This window comes from Pandoraea pnomenusa, from assembly GCF_040391475.1.
Classification (GTDB): domain Bacteria; phylum Pseudomonadota; class Gammaproteobacteria; order Burkholderiales; family Burkholderiaceae; genus Pandoraea; species Pandoraea pnomenusa_C.
This window is the reverse complement of the sequence record NZ_JBEBXS010000003.1, coordinates 279,777-304,058: the sequence shown is the minus strand read 5'-3', so window position 1 is coordinate 304,058 and position 24,282 is coordinate 279,777. Positions and strand designations below refer to the sequence as shown.

General features: G+C 63.4%; 23 protein-coding genes. 11 read left to right on the top strand and 12 right to left on the bottom strand.

Annotated elements, in window-relative coordinates; all coding sequences use genetic code 11:
- Window positions 1-55: 55 nt before the first annotated feature.
- The 4 genes from ABWO90_RS05590 to ABWO90_RS05575 form a co-directional block, all read right to left on the bottom strand.
- A complete protein-coding gene (locus ABWO90_RS05590; protein WP_353190207.1) occupies window positions 56-640 on the bottom strand; it encodes an imm11 family protein in 585 nt (194 codons plus the stop codon).
- Between the two features lie 542 nt (window positions 641-1,182).
- Window positions 1,183-2,040, bottom strand: a complete 858-nt coding sequence (locus tag ABWO90_RS05585) for a hypothetical protein (RefSeq protein ID WP_502922547.1) — start codon at window positions 2,038-2,040, stop codon at window positions 1,183-1,185.
- A gap of 166 nt (window positions 2,041-2,206) precedes the next feature.
- Window positions 2,207-2,623 (bottom strand): hypothetical protein, encoded by a 417-nt coding sequence (locus ABWO90_RS05580; protein ID WP_353190205.1) that lies wholly within the window; start codon window positions 2,621-2,623, stop codon window positions 2,207-2,209.
- A gap of 207 nt (window positions 2,624-2,830) precedes the next feature.
- A complete protein-coding gene (locus tag ABWO90_RS05575; protein ID WP_353190204.1) occupies window positions 2,831-3,613 on the bottom strand; it encodes a substrate-binding domain-containing protein in 783 nt (260 codons plus the stop codon).
- A 147-nt stretch (window positions 3,614-3,760) separates the two neighbouring features.
- Here ABWO90_RS05575 and gcvA point away from each other — a divergent pair, with 147 nt between their 5' ends.
- From gcvA to ABWO90_RS05540, 7 genes are all read left to right on the top strand, one after another.
- The gene (gcvA, locus tag ABWO90_RS05570) at window positions 3,761-4,678 is read left to right on the top strand and encodes a transcriptional regulator GcvA (protein ID WP_353190203.1); all 918 of its coding nucleotides are present in this window, start codon (window positions 3,761-3,763) and stop codon (window positions 4,676-4,678) included.
- A 217-nt stretch (window positions 4,679-4,895) separates the two neighbouring features.
- A complete protein-coding gene (locus tag ABWO90_RS05565; RefSeq protein WP_353190202.1) occupies window positions 4,896-6,086 on the top strand; it encodes an MFS transporter in 1,191 nt (396 codons plus the stop codon).
- Window positions 6,087-6,104: 18 nt separating this feature from the next.
- Window positions 6,105-6,791, top strand: a complete 687-nt coding sequence (locus ABWO90_RS05560) for a cupin domain-containing protein (protein WP_353190201.1) — start codon at window positions 6,105-6,107, stop codon at window positions 6,789-6,791.
- A complete protein-coding gene (locus ABWO90_RS05555) occupies window positions 6,788-7,918 on the top strand; it encodes a flavin monoamine oxidase family protein (protein WP_353190200.1) in 1,131 nt (376 codons plus the stop codon). The genes ABWO90_RS05560 and ABWO90_RS05555 overlap by 4 nt, the downstream gene beginning before the upstream one ends.
- Before the next feature lie 121 nt (window positions 7,919-8,039).
- Window positions 8,040-9,068, top strand: a complete 1,029-nt coding sequence (locus tag ABWO90_RS05550; protein ID WP_353190199.1) for an alcohol dehydrogenase — start codon at window positions 8,040-8,042, stop codon at window positions 9,066-9,068.
- Between the two features lie 44 nt (window positions 9,069-9,112).
- Window positions 9,113-9,316 carry a hypothetical protein gene (locus ABWO90_RS05545; RefSeq protein WP_353190198.1) on the top strand — a complete coding sequence of 68 codons (204 nt, stop codon included), beginning with the start codon at window positions 9,113-9,115 and terminating at the stop codon, window positions 9,314-9,316.
- 122 nt (window positions 9,317-9,438) lie between these two features.
- Window positions 9,439-10,320, top strand: coding sequence for a MurR/RpiR family transcriptional regulator (locus ABWO90_RS05540; RefSeq protein WP_353190197.1), 882 nt, complete (start codon window positions 9,439-9,441; stop codon window positions 10,318-10,320).
- Window positions 10,321-10,423: 103 nt separating this feature from the next.
- Here ABWO90_RS05540 and ABWO90_RS05535 read toward each other — a convergent pair whose 3' ends face one another.
- A complete protein-coding gene (locus ABWO90_RS05535; RefSeq protein ID WP_353190196.1) occupies window positions 10,424-11,809 on the bottom strand; it encodes an amino acid permease in 1,386 nt (461 codons plus the stop codon).
- Between the two features lie 101 nt (window positions 11,810-11,910).
- Window positions 11,911-13,266, bottom strand: a complete 1,356-nt coding sequence (locus tag ABWO90_RS05530; RefSeq protein ID WP_353190195.1) for an aspartate aminotransferase family protein — start codon at window positions 13,264-13,266, stop codon at window positions 11,911-11,913.
- Window positions 13,267-13,491: 225 nt separating this feature from the next.
- On the opposite strand from ABWO90_RS05530, the gene ABWO90_RS05525 reads away from it, so the two are divergent.
- From ABWO90_RS05525 to ribA, 4 genes are all read left to right on the top strand, one after another.
- Window positions 13,492-14,235 (top strand): GntR family transcriptional regulator, encoded by a 744-nt coding sequence (locus ABWO90_RS05525; protein ID WP_353190194.1) that lies wholly within the window; start codon window positions 13,492-13,494, stop codon window positions 14,233-14,235.
- Between the two features lie 51 nt (window positions 14,236-14,286).
- On the top strand, window positions 14,287-15,588 hold the full coding sequence (locus ABWO90_RS05520; protein ID WP_353190193.1) for a dicarboxylate/amino acid:cation symporter: 1,302 nt from the start codon (window positions 14,287-14,289) through the stop codon (window positions 15,586-15,588).
- On the top strand, window positions 15,585-16,682 hold the full coding sequence (locus ABWO90_RS05515; protein WP_353190192.1) for a threonine aldolase family protein: 1,098 nt from the start codon (window positions 15,585-15,587) through the stop codon (window positions 16,680-16,682). The genes ABWO90_RS05520 and ABWO90_RS05515 overlap by 4 nt, the downstream gene beginning before the upstream one ends.
- 149 nt (window positions 16,683-16,831) lie before the next feature.
- The gene (gene ribA, locus ABWO90_RS05510) at window positions 16,832-17,479 is read left to right on the top strand and encodes a GTP cyclohydrolase II (RefSeq protein ID WP_353190191.1); all 648 of its coding nucleotides are present in this window, start codon (window positions 16,832-16,834) and stop codon (window positions 17,477-17,479) included.
- Window positions 17,480-17,531: 52 nt separating this feature from the next.
- Here ribA and ABWO90_RS05505 read toward each other — a convergent pair whose 3' ends face one another.
- The 6 genes from ABWO90_RS05505 to ABWO90_RS05480 all read right to left on the bottom strand — a co-directional run bounded on the left by ABWO90_RS05505 (window position 17,532) and on the right by ABWO90_RS05480 (window position 24,282).
- On the bottom strand, window positions 17,532-17,813 hold the full coding sequence (locus ABWO90_RS05505) for a DUF3325 domain-containing protein (protein ID WP_353190190.1): 282 nt from the start codon (window positions 17,811-17,813) through the stop codon (window positions 17,532-17,534).
- Window positions 17,810-19,489: a PepSY-associated TM helix domain-containing protein gene (locus ABWO90_RS05500; RefSeq protein WP_353190189.1), complete on the bottom strand. Its 1,680-nt coding sequence runs from the start codon at window positions 19,487-19,489 to the stop codon at window positions 17,810-17,812. Before ABWO90_RS05500 ends, ABWO90_RS05505 begins: the two co-directional genes overlap by 4 nt.
- Before the next feature lie 59 nt (window positions 19,490-19,548).
- Window positions 19,549-19,860, bottom strand: a complete 312-nt coding sequence (locus ABWO90_RS05495; protein WP_353190188.1) for a DUF3649 domain-containing protein — start codon at window positions 19,858-19,860, stop codon at window positions 19,549-19,551.
- Window positions 19,861-19,872: 12 nt separating this feature from the next.
- Window positions 19,873-20,628 carry a DUF4198 domain-containing protein gene (locus tag ABWO90_RS05490; RefSeq protein ID WP_353190187.1) on the bottom strand — a complete coding sequence of 252 codons (756 nt, stop codon included), beginning with the start codon at window positions 20,626-20,628 and terminating at the stop codon, window positions 19,873-19,875.
- 71 nt (window positions 20,629-20,699) lie between these two features.
- Window positions 20,700-23,159 carry a TonB-dependent siderophore receptor gene (locus tag ABWO90_RS05485; protein ID WP_502922546.1) on the bottom strand — a complete coding sequence of 820 codons (2,460 nt, stop codon included), beginning with the start codon at window positions 23,157-23,159 and terminating at the stop codon, window positions 20,700-20,702.
- 103 nt (window positions 23,160-23,262) lie between these two features.
- A complete protein-coding gene (locus ABWO90_RS05480) occupies window positions 23,263-24,282 on the bottom strand; it encodes a FecR domain-containing protein (protein ID WP_353190185.1) in 1,020 nt (339 codons plus the stop codon).

Here is a 24,282-nt window from a genome sequence, read left to right as displayed (position 1 = left end):
AGAACTCATTTTGGATTGCGCCGTCGGTCGTTGGTTTCGGAGAAGTCGACGTTTCTCAGAGATACTCCGTAGCGATATCGTCCAGACAAGTGAAGCGAAAGCCCTTTGCTCCAACGCCTAGCAGACGATCTCGTATCCGCCTTGACACGCAGAGCTTGTGCGCGTCGGTCAAGTAGAAAACCTCGCTCTCACCTATCACATCCCACCTCAGATAAAGCTCGCGAATCTTTTCGATCCCTCCTCCCGCTGCTTCCCCCCACATTATCAAGTCACTCCGTTCGTAGTCGACGGCTTCGAATCGGTCCATCGCATGAAAAATCATATAGCCAGGGGCTTTCATGCGCATGGTCCCGCTCAATGCGATGAAGTCCAAGAATTCTCCGCAAACTTCTCCCCGCAGCAGGTCAACAATCCTTGTCGAAAACAGATCAACAACGCCACACGGGATGTAGTCATAGCCTTTGTTTCTTTTTGCGATTTTCAGAACGGGCATCTCGCCAAATCTCGAGATTGGATCGCTACGAAGCAGTGCCTTGCCTTCTCTCCATAGCCAATCAACGTCTTCAAACGTAAAGACACCAATTTGATCTGCATCCTCTGCCCAGACTGTGAAGTAGTCGCTTTCGATTCGATTGCTCATCACTATCTCTCGTAGATCGGAAATTCGAAAGGTGCGGCCTTCCAATTGCGTCGCGATGAACAGGGTGCTTCCGCGACAGGCCGAATCTGGCCGATTACTGACGTTTGCGACACGAAACAAACCCTTGTTGGGGCAGCAATTCGAAAGTCAAATCCCCCTCTTTCGTTTGCGTTGGAGCGAGTCAAGCGCACGAGAAAACGAAGGCGAAATGTCTACACCGATCGGACCGGAGTCGATAATGGAGCGAGCGATCGAGTCAATCTCATGTTCGACATCTCGCCGGTCATGGATAGTGCTGGCTCGTTCCATTCTCGCCGCCAACGACTCCAATAACCGCAGTCCGAACGCTTGCTCGTCCGCTACGGTCAACATGAATTGGCGAACCTCGTTTGCGCCTTGTCGCAATAGATCAGAGAAATCGGTCATCCATTGGGCCTGTGTGCAAGAAGTAAATCATGTGCAGAATTGGGCGCGGAGGCTTAAAAATCGTCTGTCTGCTCCTGGCCGATTGCGACCGGTCACGGGTATCTAGGCCATCGGAGTTATGTCAAAAAGCGAGGACCGTCCGGGAGTCTCGTGGACATATCTCTCTGCCGCTGCCAGTGTGTATGGCAGTCGAACCGGTAGCGCTGCTGAAACGATATGGTTTCATAGTTCATATGTTCGCCGTACGTTTGCATGAGCGTTAACGCCGTGACGATGTGACCGCGCGCAGCGTAAATATCGATGGCTTCAGCAAGTATCGGATACGCCGCGCTTTCCTTCGTTCCTCCGCTCGGGATCGAGGCCAGAGAAGCTCGGCTTTGCCAGATGGGATCTTGTACAAGGTCAGCAGGTCCTTCGTCCCAATTCGAGAACCAACTGCAAATGCGCTGTACTTGCTCACCAGAACCAAAACTTGGGGGAGAAATAATTGTCCGGGCCGCCATTCGACAGGCTTCGTCCTTTCTTTTCTGACGCAGGTACTGGGCGGTAAGTAGGGCAAGAGCGCCTGTGTACTCAGGAAGCTTCGCAACGGCTGCTTCAAGCAATGCAACCGCCGCATCGAAGTTGCGGTTGCGCAACATACGTCGTGCCTCTTCGTAGCACGCGAGTGGCGACAAACAATCGGCTTCGTATGAGGGGAATTCGGGGTGACCGCTTTCGCGCTGTTCGGCAACCTGGGACAGGAATACTTCGAGGCTTGAGAACGCTGGCATCACGGCGCCCTCATCATGGAAGGTTTCTGCCACGATTGGTGGCTGTCCTTCCTGGCCTATGGGCCAATAGAGGCCAAACTGATCGCCGTTACCAAGTTGCTCTTCCGCAAATGCAATGAAGCCGAATGGCATGAATGCGACACGTCGATCATCCGTGTCCAGCGAGATCGAATTTACGCATTCTGGTAACCGCAATCCCATACTCCCCCCTGTTTGGCATCCTATTTGTCGATCGTTAGTATTGCATGGCCGAGAAAGGTGCTGGCTTCTGCGCTCACCGACGAACGATGACGACCCACAACGGCCAGTTAGATTTCCCGAACGCAGCCACTAATAATTGAAGGAAGTGCGTTCCAGGATCATTCATTCACTTGTTCCGGGACGCAAAAGTTCTCGCAGTCTCACGAATGAGCGGGGACTTCGCCGTGGATGCCAGCCCATGCAGTGTGTCCAGCAGCGAAACGTCGCCAACTTCTCGCATACCCGCATTAAGTAGTCGGCCAACCATGCGGACGCCAAACTCGCTGGGCTGTCGCGCGAGGGAACGAAGGAGCTCTGGTTCATAATTCGGCAACGACTCCAGTCCGTGGAGCACGCTCCACATCACGCCGTAGCCATCTTCCTCCGGGTAGCGCTCGAACAGACCCAGAAGCTCCGGTATCGCCTGTTCCGGACGCCCCGCCTGCCAGAGTTCAACAAGGAGCGAATCCAAGGCGAGCCAGTTGTCCTCTTTTGGAATAAAAGTGGCGATGTCGCGGGCGATGTCTACAGTGGCTCGAGGCATAGGACGACAGCTATCCGATGTGTTTTTTGGAAAATCAGAGTTTATCTTGACCGTCCGCTTCCGTCCGATTGCGGCCGATGACCGGGAAGAAGACTCAAAGTGGCCGGATGTCGGCACTGTGCCAGCGTCCCGGCCGAGGGCTGCAATACGCAGCGCTTGTGCTGGGGTTTGACTCCCGCTGCTTTCCGCCCCCCAGCCGAGCATCACCTAGTTCGTCTTCCATCCCCATTTGGCAAAGATCGCTGCGCCTTGCGGTGACTTGAGGAAGTCGACGAACGACCTGGCGTCGCTATGTGCGGCGCCTTGCTTCGTCAGCACGACGCCAGCATCGCGATAAATCCGGTACGGCTCCTCGATGTCGACGACTTGCGCGGCGTCGGGATTGGCGACCTGCCAGATATTCCAGATCAGCCATGCGTCGATGCTCTTGTCCTGCGTCCAGTCCGCGAGGGCCATCGCGCTGTTCGCGGCTTCGGGGAGCTTCAGATTCTTCCGGAAGGCACGCACGGTGGCGATATCGCCCGTACGCCCCGCAACGTCCTCCCACAGACCCACCTGACCCGCGCCCGCCACGGCCATGACTTTCACGCCGGGTTGCAACAGATCGCGGAAGCCCTTGATGTGCTTCGGATTTCCGGGGCGCACCAGAATCGCGGCCGGGCGCAAGTACAGCGGCTCGGCGTTCGCGAGTTCGAATACGCCGGGCATGGCCCGCGCGAAGTCGCTCATCATGTTTTCGGCGCCGCTGAAGACGACGTCCGCGTTCTGCTTCGCCTGATCCACCCATTTCGGCGTGGGGCCTGCCGTGACTTCGATCTGGACATCGTGCGCCTGTCCAAACACCTTGGCTGCTTCCTTCATGGCGGGCGCAGGACCGCCCGGACCGTAAACATGGACGACTTCTGCGGCGTGTACGGCCACTGATGACAGCGAGACCAGCGACGACGCCACGGCGAACGCGCTAACCAACTTCAGGAGGCGGATTTTCATAGGGCAATTTGACGGTGAGAATTCGACGACGATTTCCTGGGGGGAGGGACGTGAATGTCCTCCATGAGAACGAACGTTTTGCGCCGGCAATTTATTCCGCCGCAATGAGATAAGCTGTTGCGTAATGAAAGAAAATCTTGCTATCAAATGAAAGCGCCCATCTTCCTCAATGCGTTGCGAGCCTTCGAGGCGAGCGCGCGCCATCAGAGTTTTTCCGCGGCTGCCGACGAACTCAATGTCACGCCCGCAGCCGTAGGGCAATTGGTGCGCAGTCTGGAAGGATGGCTGGGTACGCCGGTCTTTGTGCGTGGTACGGGAAGGGCCCGGCTGGTACCGACGGAAGCCGCATTGCGCGCATTACCGGATATTCGTGCCGGTTTCGATCGCCTCAATCTGGGATTCGCCAAGCTCCGGGAAGGATCGACGACGGGCGTGCTGACGGTCACGGTCAGTCCGGCATTCGCCGCCAAGTGGCTTCTGCCGCGAATTCACAAGTTCCAGGCAGCATGGCCGGACACCGACGTGCGGCTCGATACCAACCTCAAGCTCATGGATTTCGCGACGCAAGGCATCGATATCGGCGTGCGTTACGGGGCGGGGCGCTGGCCGGATCTGGCGGCAGAAAAACTCATGGATGAAGAGGTTTTCCCCGTCTGCTCACCGGACTACCTGCGCCGACATCCGGAACTGGATTCCCCCTCGGCACTCCTCGGCGCCACGCTGATCCACGATCTGTCGGTGGACAGTCGGGCGGGCTTCGTGACCTGGGCCACCTGGCTGGGCACGGTCACGGGGGACAAGGCGCCGTCGCAACGCTCCGGACTCACGATCAATAACTCGGCCGCCGTGCTGCAAGCGGCTATCGACGGGCACGGCGTTGCGCTGGCCCGCAGCGTACTGGCGCGAGACGACGTCGCCTCCGGGCGCGTGGTTCGCCTCTTCCCCGAGATCGCGTATCCGTCGACGCTCGCCTACTACATCGTGTACCGGCCGGAAGCTGCGCCATTGCCGCGTCTGACGGCGTTCAGGGAGTGGTTGCTCGACGAGGCGGGTGTGGCCTCGTGAGTGGCGACCAGCGGCCGAGGCGTTGTCATCCAGGTCCATGCATTGCTGATTGAAAGAAATTCTTTCTAATGGACGCAGATAATGTTGTTTGTCTCGGCAGTGCCTTTCCTGCACACTTTTTCCCTCTAAACCGAAAGCGAACTCCGTTGCTGCGGCATTGTGAAGTCGGCCGCGTTCGGCGGTAGCGATCGCGTATCAGGACAGGAACTCGGCAACGATGCTCGGCCTTACCAAAAATCGAAATGTGCTGCGGCTCTCGGCGGCGCAGGCGCTCGCCGGTGCCAATTCGACCGTGACGTACGCCACTGCGGCGATCATCGGCAACATGTTGTCGCCCGACCCGGCGTATGCCACGCTGCCGATCTCGATATTCGTGCTCGGCATGGCGCTCTCGACGCTGCCCGTGGGTGCGCTGACCCGACGCTACGGACGTGCCACAGCCTTTCTCGTCGGCAACGCTTGCGGTGTCCTCATGGGCGTGCTCGCTGCCATCGCGCTGGTCGTCCAATCGTTCGCACTGTTCAACTTCGCGATGATCTTCGGCGGCGCTTACAACGCGGTCGTCCTGACGTTCCGGTTCACCGCGGCCGAATGCGTCGCGCCGCACGAAAAGCCGAAGGCGCTATCGACTGTGCTCGCAGGGGGCGTGCTCGCCGGCGTGCTTGGGCCGCAATTGGTCACGGGCACGATGAATGTCTGGCCGCCCTATGCCTATGCGGCAACCTACCTGGCGGCTGCTGCTGTCGCTGTCATTTCCGCAGTGGTGCTCATTGGCGGCGACTTCAAGCGACCGAAGGCAGTGGAAGCGGCGAGCGCGGGGCGGCCGGTGTCCGAATTCCTGCGCGATCCCCAACTGTTGATCGCCATGCTCTGCGGCGTGGTGAGCTATACGCTGATGAACTTCATGATGACGTCGGCACCGCTGGCGATGGACTTGTGCAGCATTCCGCGCATTCATGCGAATTCAGGCATCGAATTTCACGTACTGGCCATGTACGCGCCGAGCTTCTTCACCGGCCGTCTGATTGCCCGCTTTGGCGCGCATCGTGTCGTGCTGGCCGGTCTTGCGCTGACCGCGGGCGCGGCGCTCGTCGGCATGAGCGGTATGACGGTTGCGCACTTCTGGACAGCGCTCGTGCTGCTCGGCTTAGGGTGGAATTTCGGCTTTCTCGGCGCGTCGGCCATGGTGCTGGCGTGTCATACCCCGGAAGAAGCGCCGCGCGTGCAGTCGGTGAACGATTTCGTCGTGTTCGGTGCCATGGTGATCGGCTCGTTCGCGTCGGGCAGTCTCCTGAGCGCACTCGGCTGGACAGCCGTGAGCGGACTCATGCTCCCGGTCGTGGCCGTCGGTGTTCTGGGCGTCGTCTGGTTGCAGAGGGGCCGCGCGAAGCAAACCGTTGCGACCTGACATCCCCGGCCAAACATCATGTACGTCAATGCTGATTTTTCCCAACGCGTGATCGTCACCCCGAAGGATTACGCATGGGTCGCCTCTCCGCAGCGAGGTGTCGAGCGCGTCATGCTCGACCGCATCGGTGCCGAGAAGGCTCGTGCGACCAGTCTGGTTCGTTACGCGCCGAACTCCGTTTTTCCCAGTCACGCTCATCCTGCGGGCGAGGAGATTCTGGTGCTTTCCGGCACGTTGTCCGAGGGGACGGATGATTATCCGGCGGGCTGGTACATGCGCAACCCACCGGGGTCGGCGCATCAGCCGTCGAGCGCGCCGGGCGCAACGATCTTCGTAAAGCTTCGACAGATGACGTCTGCGTCCGCGCTGTCGGTTCGCATCGATACGAATGACGTCAGCGTCTGGCGAGCATCGCCCGGTATGGCGACCTGTCATCTTTACGAAGACCAGGCGGAGCACGCGCTACTCATGCGGCTGGATGGCGCAGTACCCGTGCCGAATGTTTGCCCGGCGCCGCATGACTGGCTGGTCGAATATCTGGTGCTGGCGGGCGAGCTTTACGTCGATGGTGCGGCGTGCCCTGCGGGGAGCTGGATTCGTCTTCCGGCGGGAGATTCGGCTGCGTTGCGCGCCGGAGGGCAGGGCGTCACGTTCTACGCGAAGACCTATCTGACGCCGTCAGTCTCACCGGAGATGACAGCATGACGTCGACGCGCGTGGCCATTGTCGGCGGTGGGCTGAGCGGACTGTACGCCGCTTATCTCCTCTCAAGTGCGGGCCTGACGGACTATGTCGTACTTGAGGCGAAGCCGTTACCGGGCGGCCGTATTCTCTCGCTGGACGTGGGGACGCCTGCCGCAGGCATGCCATCTGACGACGTTGGCGGCGATACGTTCGACCTCGGGCCGACCTGGTTCTGGCCGGAATATCAGCCCCGGCTGAGTCATCTGGTCGAATCGCTCGGTCTTCAACGTTTTGCGCAATACGAGACCGGCGGCATGCTGGTAGAGCGGGCGGCGGGTGCGCCTGCGAGAACCCACGGCTTCCAGAATGTGCCGGCGTCGATGCGTGTGCGTGGCGGTATGGGCGCGCTGATTTCCGCGTTGCGGCGTGCGCTGGAGCCGTCTCGCCTGCGACTCGGCTGCGACGTTCGGCAGTTGGTTCGAAACGATGCCGGCGTCGCGCTCAACGTGTCGGATGCCTCGGGTCGTGAGACGGCATGGCATGCCGATTACGTGCTACTCGCGACGCCACCGCGCATGGCGACGTCCCGCATCGCGTTTTCGCCGCCACTGCCCGAGGCCCTGCACCGAGCATGGCAGGGGACGGACACATGGATGGCGCCACACGCCAAATATGTCGCGGTGTACGACACGGCATTCTGGCGCGACGATGAACTCTCTGGCGAAGCCAGGAGCCAACGGGGGCCGATGGTCGAGATCCATGATGCTTCCGCGCCAGACGGCCGGGGGGCGCTCTTCGGCTTCGTCGGTGTTCCGGCGAGCGCCCGCGCGACGCTTCCCGAAACGGTGTTGCTTGCGCAATGTCGTGCGCAACTCGAGCGCCTGTTTGGCCCAAAGGCGGCGGCGCCCGTCGTGCATGCGATCCAGGATTGGGCGCAAGATCCGTGGGTCGCGACGCCACGCGATCACAATGCTTACGGTGCACACAATGCCGCTCCTACCGCAACGCCCGCTGCCGGCGAGTGGCAAGGCCGGTTGATCGGTGTGGCGAGTGAGTGGTCGCCGCAGTATCCGGGGTATCTCGCAGGCGCGGTCGAGGCTGCCGAAATCGGCGTGAGCGCGTTGCTTCAGCTGGCGGAATTCTCGTAGGGCGGGCCAGTCGTCGGCCGCGCGCACGAGGGAAGCGGTTAATAGGGGTGCTGGAGGTTTGCCGGGTTGCGCATCGAACGCAGAGGGTCTGCTGCGCAATCGTCAACGCAGGAGGAAGGTCATGAACACAACGTATCGTGCGATGCAAGTGGCGGGTGGCGGACGGCTCGAACTGGTGACGCGTCCGGTGCCCAGCCCGGGGCGTGGCGAGGTGCTGATCGCCGTGCAGGCGTGCGGCATTTGCGGTGCCGACGCCGCGGACATCGACAATGCCAACCCCGGCGTGCAGCCGCCGCGCGTGCCGGGCCACGAAGTGGTCGGAACCATTGTGGCACTCGGCGAGTACGTGCCGACCCTGTGGCAAGTGGGGCAGCGGGTCGGCGTCGGTCGCCTCGGCGGTCACTGCAACGAATGCCAGCCATGTCGCCGTGGCGAATTCCAGCTTTGTACGAACCAGCCGGTGCTCGGCGCATCTTGCGACGGCGGCTATGCCGAAATGATGCTGGCGCGGGCTACCGGTCTTGTCGCGATTCCCGATGAACTCCGTGCGGAAGATGCGGCGCCGATTCTCTGCGCCGGTATCGCGACGTTCAATGCACTGAAGAAGTCCGGCGCACAAGCGGGCGACCTCGTGGCCGTGCTGGGCATCGGGGGATTGGGGCACATGGTGCTCCAATACGCCCGAAAGATGGGATTTCGCGTGGTGGCGGTCGGCCGGGGTGCCGACATTGCCGAAGTCGCCGGGGCGCTCGGCGCACATATCTACATCGATTCGAACGACGAGTCAGCGGTCGAGCGACTGCGCCAGTTGGGCGGCGCACAAGCCGTCGTGTCCACGATTCTCACGCCCGACGCCGTAGCGGCACTGCTCCCCGGACTGGCGCCGCAGGGCCGTCTTGTGTTGCTCGGCGTCGGCAAGGATCCCTTGACGGTCGCTCCGCGCGTCATGGTCGGCGGCGAGCGTAGCATCTTGGGATCGATTACCGGTACGCCCTACGAAAACGAACGCACGCTCGACTTCAGTGTGCTGACGGGCGTGCGTCCGATGGTTGAGACCCTGCCGTTGGAAATGGCGAACGAGGCAGTGGCGAGAATGCGTTCCGGTGCCGTCAGGTTCCGGATGGTGCTGGAAATGGGTCTACATCGCTGACACGCATGACGCAGAGCGTGGTTACCGTCGAACAAGCGGCATCGATGGCGAAACCGCGCGATACGCCGTCGATCGATCTTCAAACGGCATACGATCCGCTTACCCGAAGCATGAAAGTCGTCGTGATTGTGGTCGTCGTCATTGCCGGACTTGCCGTGGGTGCGATAGCGCTCTGGATTACCCGAAAGCGCTTTGCACGCTCGGGGCCGCCTGAGCCGATGCCAATTTTCGCAGCGGGACGAACCTGAATCAGACCTACGCAGCAACGGCAAAGATAGCGATAAAATCGGGGTTCGCATTTGTGCCTTGAAGCGACGGCTTGATTCGCTTCGCGCATTCCCACTTTTATCTCCCTCACCGAGTCGCAACGATGACGAAAGACGAACTGGAAAAGGCCATTTCGATGCGTTTCCAGGAAATGCCGCCCAAACTTCGTCAGGCGGCGCGGTATGTGTTGGACTCTCCCAAGGAAGTCGCGTTGCAATCGATGCGGGCGGTGGCGGCACGTGCCCAATTGCAGCCGGCGTCGATGCTGCGTCTGGCCCGCGAGCTGGGGTTTGCCAGCTACGAGGACTTCCGCGCCGTCTATATCGACTGGCTCTCTGCCGGGCCGTCCGGACCGTCGGGGTTGCTCGAACGGGCCGAGCAGCTGCGTGAACATTCCCGCGCTTCGGGCGACGACCAGATGCTGGCCGATTCACTGGCCAACGAATTCGGCAACCTCGAAGCCACGCTGTCCAAGCGCAATGAAACGAGTTTCCACGAAGCGGTCGAGTTGCTGCGCAATGCCAGCCGCATCTACGTGCTTGGCCTGCGCAGTCTTTACCCCCCCGCGTTCTATCTGCACTACGTGCTGTCGACCTTTCAGGACAACGTCACGCTGATTTCCGGAGAGGGCGGGGCACTGATCGACGACATGCGGCGGATCGGCAAGACGGACGTGCTGCTGTGTTTCACGGCGCGTCCCTACACCGTCGCAAGTGTCGAGACAACGCGCTTCGCCCGCCAGCGCGGCGCGACCGTGATCGCGGTGAGCGACAGCACGCTCTCGCCGGTCGCCGCGCAGGCACATACCTGCATCGTGGCGCCCAACACGAGCCTGTCGCTGTTCCCGTCGATTCTGCCCGCCCTCGCAGTGGCACAGACGCTCGCGCAACTGCTCATCGCGCATGGCGGTGAAGGAACGCTCGCAGAAGTGGCGAACAGCGCAATGCAACTTCACGAGTTCAACATCTACACATCGGACGACTGAGCCGGGCGCCGCAACGAAAAAGCCCGTCGAATGCCGCAAGGCATCGACGGGCTTTCGTCTTCCGGCGGCGCTCGTTCGCGCCAACGTCAGCCCCTCATGACGCTCAACGCAATTCGGCCCTGACCATGCCGAACGTCGGCCGGCGACGCAGCACGAAGTACAAACCCACGATAAAGATGGCTGTCGCGACCATGAACCAGAACTGGAAGCGCGAGTCCGGATTGAAGGCCTGCGAGACGAGCACGGCCACCAGCGTCAGGAATGCAATCGCGTTCGAGTACGGGTAGAACCATGCCTTGAAGTCCGATGCGTCACGGGCCTGTGTCGATTGTGCAGCCATTTTGCGGCGCATGACGAAGTGGGCCACGATGATGAAGATCCACACGGTCATCACGAACGCGCCGCTGCTCTTTGCGAGCATGAGGAACAGATCGCCGCCGCTCACGAAGTGCACCGCGAGAATCGTCAGGCAGATGGCGAAGCTGAAACCCAGTGCGTTGATCGGCACGCCGCGCGAGTTGGTGCGGGCGAACAACTGCGGCGCGTAGCCCCGCTGGCTGAGCGAATACAGCATGCGCGAGTTGGAGAACAGGAACGAATTCATCACCGACATGAACGACACGAACAGCACCGCCTTCATGGCCAGCGCGGCGTTCGGGAACCCGGCCATGCTGAACAACGACACGTACGGCGACGCGAGGTTGGCCTTGTCCGTCCACGGCAGGCACAGGATGATGATCGACACGGAACCGATGTAGAACACGAGCACGCGGAAGATCACGCTGCGGATGGCGCGCACCACGTTCTTGCGCGGGTTCTCCGACTCGCCGGCCGCCACGGCGGCGATTTCGCTGCCGCCGAGCGAGAAGATCACGACCATGATGCCCGCGATCACCGGCGAAATGCCGTTGGGCATGAAGCCGCCGTGCGACGTCAGGTTCACGAAGCCCGGCGCCGGGATCTTGCTCTGGAAACCGAACAGGATCGACAGCCCGAACAGCATGAAGATCACAATGGTCGCTACCTTTGCGAACGACAGCCAGTACTCCGCCTCGCCGAACGAACGCACCGAATAGGCGTTGCTCACGATCAGCGTGATGAGCATTACAACCGCGCCGCCCCAAACGGGCAGCCAGGGCAGGAATTCGTGGAGCATCGCGCCGAGCAGAATGGCTTCGATGGTGATCGTCATGAGCGACTTGAACCAGTAAAGCCAGCCGACGGCGAAACCCGCCCATTCACCGAGGTAGGTGCTCGCATAGGTCGAGAACGAGCCGCTGTCGGGGTTGCGCGAGGCCATCTCACCGAGCATGAACATCACGAACGTGACGATCAGCCCGCCCACGAGATAGGACAGAATGGCGGCCGGTCCGGCGGTGGCGATGATGGCGCCCGAGCCGACGAATAGGCCGGCGCCGATGACGCCACCCAGGGCAATCATGGTGATGTGCCGCTGCTTGAGGCTTTGGCTCAGCGAGTTCTGCTGCATGGTCGAATTCCCTTTGTATAAGGTTTATGGGACGACTGGGCGGACACGCGCGCAAGGCGGCACCGATGTCTCGACGGTGCCGCCTCGCGCGGGAGGGCGTGTCAGCGCGTGGCGGGGGCGACGGCCGCTTCGATAGCGCCCTCGAGACGGTCGACGACAAGATCGATCTCGGTTTCACTGATGACGAACGGCGGTGCCAGCATGATGTGATCGCCATGTTTGCCGTCGACGGTACCCATCGCCGGATAGCACGCCAGGCCGCGCGCCATCGCTTCGCGCTTGACGCCGGCATGCACTGCGAAGCGCGGGTCGAAAGGCGCCTTCGTCGCGCGATCGGCCACCAGTTCGACGCCGACGAACAGGCCCCGGCCGCGAATGTCGCCGACATGCGGATTGCCGGCGAAGCGTTCGTTCAGTTGCCGCATGAGGTAGTCGCCGCGCTCGCGCACTTGCGCGAGGAGTCCGTCGCGTTCGATGACCGTTTGCACGGCCAGTGCCGCCGCGCATGCGGTCGGATGCGCGAGGTAGGTGTGACCGTGGTGGAAGAAGCCGCTGCCCGCGCTCATGGCGTCGACGACGCGACGGCTCGCCAGCACGGCGCCGATCGGCTGATAGCCGCCACCGAGTCCCTTGGCGATCGTCTGAATGTCCGGGGCAATGCCTTCCTGTTCCCAGGCGTGCAGCGTGCCGCAGCGTCCCATGCCGCACATCACCTCGTCGAGGATCAACAGGATGCCGTATCGATCGCAGACCTCGCGAATCGCCTTGAAATAGCCCTTCACCGGCGTGATGACACCCGACGTGGCGCCCCCGACGGTCTCGGCGACGAAGGCGATGATCGAGTCGGCGCCGTGCTCGAGGATGGTGGCTTCAAGCTCCTGCGCGAGACGTTGTCCGTACTCGACTTCGCTTTCCTGCTCGCGCTGATCGCGATACGCGTAGCAGGGCGAGACGTGCGTGACGTCGATGAGCAAGGGTTCGAACTGCGCACGCCGCCAGCGATTGCCGCCGATGGCCAGCGCGCCGAGCGTGTTGCCGTGATAGCTCTGACGCCGCGCGATGAAGCGGCGGCGCTGCGGCTGACCGATCTCGACGAAATACTGACGCGCCATCTTGAGCGCGGCTTCGATGGCTTCGGAGCCGCCGCTCACGTAATACACATGGCTCAGGCCCGAATCGGCCGGCGTGTTGCGGATCAGGGTGTCGGCGAGCGCTTCGGCGACTTCGGAGCTGAAGAACCCGGTATGTGCGTAAGCCAGCTTGTCGATCTGGGCGTGCATGGCGGCAATGACATCCGGATGGCCGTGGCCGAGGCACGACACGGCGGCACCGCCGGAGGCGTCGATGTACTCGCGGCCCTCGGCGTCCTTCAGGTAGACCCCTTGTCCGCCAACGGCGATGGGCGGCTGATGGCGCAAATGACGGTGGAAGACGCGACTGGAAGCAACTTGACTCATGGTGGGTTGGGGGCTGTGTGCAAACGAAAATGAATTGAACACATGTTCAATTTCCGTAAGCGTATAGCACACATGTTTATTTTTTGATGCGTAGAAACCCTGAGATGCGAGACGTCGGCGCGCCGGATCGATGCCAGATGCCCACCGCTATGGTTTACCCGCAAATGCCTCATCGCCCGATATTTCCGATTGACCGGCAAATTGTTTTTTGCTGGTATGCCAGTTATGAACCAGACACAACGCACCCCGGCCCTGAGCGATTCGGCGTACAACGCCATTCGCCATCTCATCGTCTCCGGCGAAATTCGCGCAGGGGAGGCGCTGTCCGAGCGCGCTCTCTCGGAGCGATTCGGCATCAGCCGCACGCCAGTGCGCGAAGCGATTCGCGCACTCGCCAACGACGGTCTGCTCGAGATCGTGCCGATGCGCGGCACGTTCGTGCGCCAGTTGTCGGTGCGCGATCTGAGCGAGATTCACGAGGTGCGTCTCGCGCTCGAAGGAATGGCCGCGTGGCTCGCGGCGCAAAAGGGCGTGACACCTGCGCTCGAGGAAGTCGCCGTGCGCCTGCGCGCGCTCGATGCGCAGGGCAACGAGGGTCTGCCGCTCGACGTGGACATCACCCAGCGCGTGGGCTGGCAATTCCATGAGGCGATGTTCGCTGCCGCCGACAACGCGCGTCTGACCGAGACGTATCACGCGTTGCGCACGCAGAACGGTCTCGCGCTCCAGCGCATTCCCCACTACGACGCCGAGCGCACCCGTGCTGCCGTGCGCGAGCATCTGGCGATCTTCGACGCCATTGCCGCCGGGCAGGCCGAGGCGGCCCAGCGCCATGTCTGGGATCACCTCACGCAGGCCATGCAGGCGCGTCTGCAGGCGCTCGTGCCCGCCGCCGCGCCGCTTGTGCCGGCCGGGGCGGACGTCGGCGCCGAAGCACCTGCCAGGCCTCGTCGCCGTTCCACGAAATAAGTCATCGCGAGCGCCTCGTGCGCCGCCAGCAATTCACCGGAGATCGCCGTCATGTCGTCAAGCACTGCCAGCAAGAAGAAGCGCCTCATCCCGTTACCTGTCCAGATGCTGATCGGCCTGACGCTCGGCATCGGTTTCGGCATGGTCGCCCCGGCATTCGCCACCAAGCTCATGCCCGTGGGCACGGCCTTCGTGCAGGCCGTCAAGATGATCGTCGTGCCGCTTGTCTTCACGGCGATCACGCTCGGCATCTATCAAATGGGTCACAACGCACGCGCACTTGGGCGTGTGTCGGCGATCAGTCTCATCTACTTCTTCATCGCCACGCTCGTGTCGATCGTGATCGGGCTTGGCCTGAACGCGATCTTCCGTCCCGGCCTCGGGGCGAATCTCGCGGCGGCGCATGCGTCGTCCAAGCCGATTGCCGCGTCCGTCGACTGGACCAAGTTCTTCCTCGACATGATCCCGTCGAACATCTTCGCGGCGATGAGTGGCAGCAATCTGCTGCCGGTGCTGGTCTTCGCGGTGCTGCTGGGGCTCGCGCTCTCGGCCATCGGTGAGCGCGCCAAGCCGCTCGTCGGCGTGCTCGACGCGCTCATGGGCGCCGTATTCAAGCTCACCGACTGGATCATCTCCCTGTCGCCGCTCGCGATCTTCGCCATCATCTCCTGGCTGTTCGCCACCCAGGGGCTGGGCACGATCCTCGCGCTCGTGAAGCTCGTGGGCACCATGTATCTGGGCCTCGGTGTGCTGCTCGTGCTGTTCTGGATTCTGCTCAAGGCCATTGGCGAGAAGCCGCTGGCCACGACGCGTGCCATTGGTGAGCCTGTGATTCTCGCGTTCGCCACGCGCTCGTCGGAAGCCACGCTGCCGCTGCACATGGAGAAGCTCATCGGCATGGGCGTACCCAAGGCCATCGCGTCGGTCGTGTTGCCGCTGGGCTATGCGTTCAACCGCGACGGATCGATCATGTACTTCGCGCTGGCGGTCGGCTTCCTCGCCGATGCGTATCATGTGCCGCTCGACATGCCCACGCTGCTCTCGATCGTGCTCGTCACCACGCTGGCCAGCAAGGGCAGCGCAAACGTGCCGTCGGGCGGGCTCGTGGCGATCGCGATGGTGCTCACGACCATCGGCGTGCCCATCGAGGCGCTCGCCATCATCGCCGGTGTCGATGCGTTCCTCGACATGGGCCGTACCGCCATCAATGTTTTCAGCAACACCGTGGCCATCAAGCTCGTCATGAAGCTCGCCGGAATTCCGTACGAATCGCCCGAAGCCGTCAAGGCGGCGCTCGCCGATTCGGAACAGGCGAGCGCAGGCGGCCATGCCCACGGCCAGGAGTTTGCATGACCTCAAGTCCGACCGAACGCTTCGTCGATCTGCGAAGCGACACCGTCACCCGTCCCACGGCCCTGATGTGGGAGGCGATGCAGACCGCATCGCTGGGTGACGACACCCTCGAAGGCGATCCGACCGTGCGCGCCCTCGAACATCTCGCCGCCGTGATGACCGGGAAGGAGGCGGCGATGTTCGTCGTCTCCGGCACCATGGGCAATCTGATCGCCTCGCTGTGCCACGCCACGCGCGGCGGCGAGGCAATCATCGATGCGCAGGCGCACATGGCGAAGTCGGAAGCGGGCGGCATGTCGCGGCTCGCGCATCTCTATCCGGTGCCCATACCGTCAGTGCATGGCGAGATGGATCTCGATCAACTGGCCGGGGCGCTGCGCCCCGGCTTTTCGCGTTACGGGCAACCGACGGCCATGGTCGGGGTCGAGTCGACGCATAACCACTCGGGTGGCTATGTGCCGTCGCTCTCGTATCTGGCGGACGTGCACGCACTCGCCTCGCGCGCCGGGGTGCCGGTGCATATGGACGGTGCCCGTGTGTTCAATGCGGCCGCAGCGCTCGGGGTGGACGTCGGGCAGATCACGGCGCATTGCGACACCCTGACCTTCTGCCTCTCGAAGGGACTCTCGGCCCCGATGGGGGCAATGCTCGTCGGCACGCATGCCACGATCGAGCAGGCGCGCACCTTCCGTCGCATGACCGGTGGCGGCCTGCGTCAGGCCGGGATCATGGCGGCCGCCGGGAAGGTGGCGATGGAGACGATGGTTGCGCGGCTTGCCGACGACAATCAGCGCGCGCAGCGCTTGTGGGCCGGGCTGGCGCAGATCGATCCGCAACTGGTCGATGCGCTGCCGTCGACGAGCAATATCGTGCGCTTGCGCGTGGCCGGGCAACGCGAAGCCAACCCGCTGGCGTGGGAGGCGGCGCTCGCCGGGTTCGGCATTCTGGCGCGTTCGAGCGGCGCGTCGATGCTGCGGCTGGTGACGCACCGCCACATCGGCGACGACGATATCGACGCGACGATTGCGGCTGTGGCAGCGATTCGCGAGAGCTTCGCGGCCAATGCGTCGCCCCGGGGCGTGCCCGGTCGCTGAGCCTGTCGCGAACCGATAGGGCAGCGGCGTGCAACAGTGTGTTGCACGCCGCTGTCGGCCGAAAAACGGAAATGGCGGTACACTCCTAACGCACGCCACCCTTGTCGGGTGGCCCGGAATACCTCCATTCGGCCTGTTTGAACGTCATCATGAAGTCCCCTGGTACTGCCTCTGCCAAGCCTGCGTGCGATGCCGGCGAATGCGTCGAGCTCGTTGCGTCCGCAACGCTGCCGACCCGCTACGGCACCTTCGCCTCACATGCGTTTCGCGTCAAGGACAGCGACAACGAACATCTCGCGCTGGTCATGGGCGACGTGTCCGGCGACGCGCCGACCCTCGTGCGTCTGCATTCGGAATGCCTGACCGGCGACGTGTTCGGCTCGTATCGGTGCGACTGCGGGGAGCAACTCGACGCGGGGATGCGCAAGATTGCCGAGGAAGGGCGCGGCGTGATGCTGTACCTGCGCGGGCATGAAGGGCGCGGCATCGGACTGAGCAACAAGATCCGTGCGTACCTGCTTCAGGAGCAGGGACGTGACACCGTCGAGGCGAATCTGGATCTCGGTTTGCCCGACGACGCCCGGGAATATGACTCGGCCGCCGCGATCCTGCGCATTCTCGGGGTGCGCTCGGTGCGCCTTATGAGTAACAACCCAAAGAAATTCGATACGCTCGCCAAGCACGGTATTCCCGTGTGCGAACGCGTTGCGCTCGACATTCCCGTGCGCGAAGAGAACGAACGCTACATCCGCACCAAGCAGGTGAAGTTCGGGCACTACTTCGAAGAGAACGAATAAGCGGGCAAGGACAGGCCGGTCGCGACGACCGGCGCGTCGCCCGTCGATGTCCTCAGTCCGGTTGACGGCGGCGCGCGATCGCGATGAGTGCGAGATACACGACGCCGGCCGCCAGACTCGTCTGCCCGCTGTAGTTCACCAGTCCGAATCCCCATCCCAGACGTGACACCGTCGCCGCCAGGGCGATGGCGAGCGATGCCCATCCGAAGATGCGGCACCGGCGGGTGCGCACTGCCGACACGCCGCCGAACCATGCCGTCTGCTGACGCTCGGTCGCCAGCGCGAGTCCCGCAAAGCCTGCCAGACACACCGCGAACGTGAAGAAAGCCATCATGCGCGGTCCTCGTTCATCGCAGCGGGTGTCGGGGCTTCGATCGCTTCGGCCGGCGCCGACGACTTCGGTGGCCTTGCTGCGCGCACCGGCTTCGATTTCGGCTTGTGCCGCGCGGTACGAATTGCCAGCCACGCGTGCAAGGCGGCCAGCGCCCACAGCATCAGATCGACGCCGACATAGGCCCAGTCGCCCGTGCTCAGGCTGTGCCAGAGACCGCGCGATGTCGTCACGGCATTGAGCACCGGTAGCAAGGCGAGCACCGCCGCGCCGATCCACAGCAGCTCGACCCATGCACGCTTCGCCGGGCGCACCAGCGCATAGAGCAGCGTGGCCGCCCAGACCCAATAGAACAGGTCCACTTCTGCGGCACTGCGTGCCGCTGCGGTCACAGGAATCAGACGGTTACCCCAGAGGAATCCTGCCATCGCAATCGACAGCCCGGCGATGGCCGCGATGTTCAATCGCTCCACCACGTGGAAGCCGAAGTGCGGGCGCGCCGGGTCGGGGAGCTTGCTGCGGCGTTTCACCGTCCACATGACCAGTCCCGTGCCGACCATGGCCGTGCCGCCCAGACTCACGAGGAAGTAGAGCCAGCGCAGATGCAGATCGCTGAAGCGTCCGAGGTGAAGCGCGTACATCACCCCGCGGGTTTCGGCAGCCGCGCCCACATTGTCCCTGACGTCGAGCAGCTTGCCGGTCGTGCCGTCGAACAGCAGGTATTGCGGGCTCATCGACACGCGCGACGATTCGCCGCGTGTGACGGCCACGCGTGCGTTGGCGTCGCCCGGGTTCGTCACGGTGACACGGCCCACGTCGTGAGCGCCCCAACGCGCCTGCGCCTCGCGCACCATCGCCTCGATGGACGCGAGCGGTGCGGGCTGTCCGGCGGCCTTGCCCGGTGGCGGGAACGCGCTCAACTGCGACATCAGTTGTGCCCGCTCGACCGGTGTCTTGATGGCCGTTTGTGCACCCCAAGGCATGTACATCGCCATGAGTGTGACGAGGCCGGTATAGGTAATCATCAGATGGAAGGGCAGGCCGAAGACAGAGAGCGCGTTATGCGCGTCGAGCCACGAGCGTTGTCCCTTGCCCCATCGGAACGTAAAGAAGTCGACGAAAATCTTCTTGTGCGTGATCACGCCGCTCACGATCGCCACGAGCATGAACATGGCGCAGAAGCCGGCGAGCCAGCGTCCCCACAGCACGGGCAGCGGATGGAACTGGAAGTGGAAGCGATAGAAGAACTCGCCGCCGAGGGTCTCGCGAGCCCGAAGGGTCTGGCCCGTCACCGGGTCGAAAGTGGCTTCCTCGAAGGCGCGGCGCGGGGCTTTTGCGCCGCCCTTGGCCGCCGCAGGGGCGTTGCGCCAGAAGACATTGGCGACCGGATTGCGCTCGGTCGGCAGATAGACGCTCCATTGCGGGCTACCTGCGGCGAGCGTCGAGAGGCGGTCGCCGACCTGTTGGGCCACGACGGCCGAATCCGGCAGCTCCTGCTGATGCGCGACTTCCGGGCGCATCCATTGCGACAGTTCGTCCTTGAAGTAGCTGACCGTGCCGGTCAGGAACATGGCATAGAGCAACCAGCCCACGAGCAGCCCGGACCAGGTGTGCAGATCGGACATCGTCTGACGGAGGCCGCGACCATTCGGGACGTTGGACGGTTTGGGCGACTTCATCGCTTTCGTCGCCTTCGTAGCTTTCGTAGCATTCGTCGCTTCGGAAACTTGCGCGGACATTACGCAGCCCCTCCCGTCAGCCAACCGGACGACACCGCCCACGCGGCAAGCGCGAGCGGCGCCGCCGCGACCAGCAGGCCGGCCCAGGCCCGGCGCGCGCTGCGCACGGCAAACACCCACACGACGGCACCGGCATAGACGGCGAAGCTCGCCAGCTGTCCGGTGATGATCGCCTGGGACTTGTCCATCGGCAGCGCGAGGACCGCCACACTCGCGAGCGCCGCGACGGCGTATCCGCCGCCGATGGCCGCCACGATGCGAGCGATGAGCGCACCCACGCCGACGAGCGAGGTGCGATGAGCCTGAGCCATGATGCGTGTCGCTTACTTGTTGGGCTTGGCGGCAGGGCCGGCCGGCAGCGGATCGATGCCTTCGGCCTGCACCACCGTCGTGGTCGTCACATAGTTCACGCCCTGATAGCGCTCGGCGCCCTTGGCCCCTGCGCGTTCACCCGGCGTGGTGTCCTTGTGGCTGACTTCGGCCACGTAGACACCCTTCCACGGCATGTCGAACGCGACGAGGCCCTGCGCGTCCGTACGCGCTTCCTTCGCCCAGCCCGATTGCGTGACGAGCGACACCTTGGCCTTGGGCAGCGGCTTGCCCTGGAAGAACAACTGGAACTCGCCGGTCTTGCCGGCGGGCACGAGGTCGAGCGTCAGTTGCGGCTTCTGTTTCGAAAAGTCGGTCGCCAGGCGTGCGGCCGGGCGGTACCAGTTGGTGACTTCCTGACCGTCGCGCTTGAAGGTGAAGAGCGGGTACTTCGTGTCCTCGGCGACCAGCGCTTCGCCGACGTTCGCCTTGAACGGCAAGGCGAATCCGTTCGCCGTCTTCGACGCTTCTGCCGTCTTCTCGCCTTGCGCGGAGGTGAGCGTGCCGGTCGGCGCGACGAACTTGTCCAGCAGGCCAGGCGAGACTTCGCGCAGGTTCTCACCGAATTCGCCGAAGCGGATCACGGCGTTCTGGCCGGCGGCCTGCTCGATCCAGATCTGATGTGCCTGGGCCGTGCCTGCCGTGCCGACGGCAGCGAGGAGGGCGGCGAACGTCAGTTGCGTCATCCGGTGGGTAGCAGTCTTCGTCATAGCGGGTTCCTTGTAGCGGTTGCAGACGTGGTGAGAAAAGTGTGTGATGGGCTGGCGCATGGCGGTGTGGCTCAGAAGTCGATCTGGGCCGAGAGCAGGAACGTGCGCGGCGCAGCGACGGTCGCGTAGGTGCCGCTCATGAGCCAGAAGTTCGAATTGAACAGGTTCTCGATGTTGGCGCGGAACACGACCGATTTGCCGGCGACGCGGGTGCGATATCGCGCGCCGATGTCGTAGCGGGTCCAGGCAGGCAGCTCCAGCGTGTTGGCCGCGTTGAAGTACATGCGCGACGTGTTGATGATGCGGCCGTTGAGCGAAAGCCCCGGTACCCACGGCGTATCCCAGTCGACGCCGAGGTTGAAGGCGCGCTTGGGCACACCGTTCGCGTCGTTGCCGTCGTTCACGCCGCCGGCCGTCTTGGTCAGCTTCGCGTCGTAGAACGTGGCGCTGGCCATCAGGCGCAGGCCCCTGACGACCTCGCCATAGGCCGAAAGCTCGATGCCACGGTTGCGCTGCTCGCCGTCGAAGCTGTAGATGTTGGTCGACGGGTCGGTCACCGCGTTCGGGCGCTGCACCTGGAAGACCGAGACGGTCGTCGTCACCGGACCCCAGTCGGCCTTCACGCCGGCTTCGTACTGCTTCGACTTGTAGGGCGGGAAGGCCTGCCCGGCGTTGCGCGCCGTCGCCGGGGCGATGCCGCCGCGCGAGAGACCGGAGGTGAAGTTGGCGTACACCGAGATGTTCTGCAGCGGCTTCACGACAATGCCTGCGAGCGGCGACACGGCACTCTGGTCGTAGCTCGACGTGAGCGCACCGTTGGCCGTGTTGAAGTTGTCGAGCGCCACGCGTTGATGGCGAAGGCCGCCGGTGAGCAGTACGCGATCGCCCAGGAACGACAGCGTGTCGGTGACGGCAATGCTCGTGAGTGCGGATTCGGACGCCTTCTTCGCGTCGGTGCGCGGCGCGCCGACCGCCGGCAGCGGCGCCGGGTTGTAGATGTTCGATGCGACCGACGTCGTGCCGGGCACATACGCGTTGCCCGAATCCTGTTCGAGTCGCGACGCCTGCACCGTGAGCGTGTGGCCGATATCGAACGTCTTGAAGTTCGCACGTGCGCCCACGTCGGCGGTGCGCGAGCGCGTGTACGAATCGTAGTACGAGTTCATCACCGTGAAGTTGCCCAGCGCGTCGGCGGGGCCGCTCGGGAACGTCTGGTAGGCGGTGGCGTAGTGATAGCCGACGGCGCCCCAGACCGTGACGTTGCGCAGCACGTCGTATTCCAGTCGTGTGGTGACCGCCGAGTCGTGCAGATGCAACTCGCTGCCCGGATAGAAGTTGCGATAGCCCGAGGGGGCATCGGGAATCGTCTTGACGGAGGACTGGAAGCCGATCTGCGGACGGAAGTTCTCGTCGCCTTCGTGTTGCGTGTAGGCGTCGAGCGACCAGCGCAGGCGTTGTCCCGTGTAATCGAGACCGACGGAGCCGAAGCCGATCTGCTGCTTGCCGTTGTCGATTGTGGTGTTGCCGTCCTTGAAGACGCCGTTCACGCGCACACCCCATTCCTGGTTCTCGCCGAAGCGGCGGCCGACGTCGGCTTCCACACCCAGTTGCGATTTGCTCTGGAACGTGGTCGTCAGGCGCGTGATCGGCTCGCTCGTGGCGCGCTTGGTCACCACGTTGATCGCACCGCCAATGCTGCCGCTGGGCCCGATGCCGTTCATCAACGTGCCCGGTCCCTTGAGGACTTCCACGCGCTCGACGATCGCGGCCGGCACACGGCTGGCCGATGCCATGCCATACAAGCCGTTCAGGCCCACGTCGCTGCTCGAGACGGTGTACCCGCGAATCTGGAAGTCTTCGCCGAAGCCGCCGCTGGAGGTCAGCATGCGCACCGACGATTCGTTGATGACCACGTCCGCCAGCGTGCGCGCCTGCTGGTCGCGCACCATCTGCTCGGTGTAGTTCATCGTGCTGAACGGCACGTCCATGGCATCGGCAGAGCCGAGCATGCCGAGGCTGCCGCCGCGTGCGATCTGGCCGCCGGCGTAGGCGGGCTGCAGGCCGTTGTCATAGGCGGCGGCGTTTACGTTCACTGCGGGCAATGCCACGGCATTGTCCAGACCGACGGCGCTTGCCGAGGGCTGGATGAGATAGCTGCCGTTCGACTGCGGCACGACGTCGACGCCGGTGCCCGCGACCAGTGCTTCGAGGCCGTTGCGCGGCGTATAGGTGCCCTTCAGGCCGTTGCTGTGACGTCCCGCCGTGACTTCGGGCTTGAACGACAGCATGATCCCGGCGTCGCGCCCGAAGCGACTCAGGGTCTCTTCGAGAGGGCCGGCAGGGATGTCGAAGGCGCGCGCGCCCGGTGTGTTCTGTGCGTGCGCGGCAAGCGGTGTGCCAAGTACGGCGGCCATCGGCATGGCCACGGCCGCGCCGAGAGCGATGCGACCCAATGCGCTGGCCAGCCGCGTGCGGCGATGTACCCGATGTGGTTGGCTTGGCTGGTGTTGCAGCCCCCGGACGTGACCCATGATCTGACCTTTCGTGTGGAAGTGGAGCGGTAGTGCTCGACTTCCATGACCCGCGAAAAATCGAAACGGATCACCTTTTTGAAAAAAACTTCGGTTAAATGACCTATGCAGGCACGAGCCGGATTTCCCGGCTGCCCCAGAAGCGCGTGACCGACTCGGTGCGCACTGCCAGCGTGGTGCCGAGCGTGTCGAGTACCTTGCCCACGTCGTCGAGCGGAAACGTGCCCGAGACGCGCAGGTTCGCCACACTCGCCTCGCATGAGAGCGACGCGTTGCTGTAGCGCGCCAGTTCCGCCACGAAATCCGCAAGCCGCATGCTGCGCGCGACGATGAAGCCATCGGCCCAGCTTGCATTCATCGATGGCAACGTCACCGGATCGGAAATGCTGTCGGCCGTATAGCTCGCGTGCAGCCCCGCGCGCAGCACCAGGGCGCGGGTGGCGTTGGCGCGCGGACGAATCTCCACCGCGCCTTCGAATACGCTCACGTGCGTGCCGTCGTCGAACTGCCTGACGTTGTAACGCGTGCCGAGTGCGCGCGCCGTACCTTGCGACGTTTCCACCAGAAACGGGCGCGCGGGCGAGTGCGTGTCGGGCGCAGTCGTGATCAGCACTTCACCGGCGATGAGCCTCACGCGGCGCACATCCTCTCGATAAACGATGTCGACGGCGCTGCCGGTATTGAGTACGAGCTGCGTGCCGTCTTCGAGCCGGAGCGTGCGCCGCTCGCCGACGGCGGTCTGCACGTCGGCCGACCAGCGTTGCCAGCGCGTCGAATGCATCGCCCCCCAGGTGCCGCTGCCCGCGAATAGCAGGACGGCGAGCGCCTTGACGGCGCGGCGGCGCTGTTTCGACGCGGGTGGCGCCAGCGCGGCCTGTGCAATGCCCGCCTCGACGGGGGAAGCGAGCGGGGCGAGCTTGCCTTTGACGGATTCGATACGCTGCCACGCGCGTTCGTGATCAGGGTGTGCGGCGCGCCATTGCTGCCACTCGGCCACGATGTGTGGCGAGACATCGTCGCTCTGAAGTTCGATCAGCCACTCGACGGCGCGCTCTGCGACGTGTGTAGGTACTGTGGCGGCGTCGACGGTGGCGTCGTACCAGCTTGAGCGAATCGCAGGCAT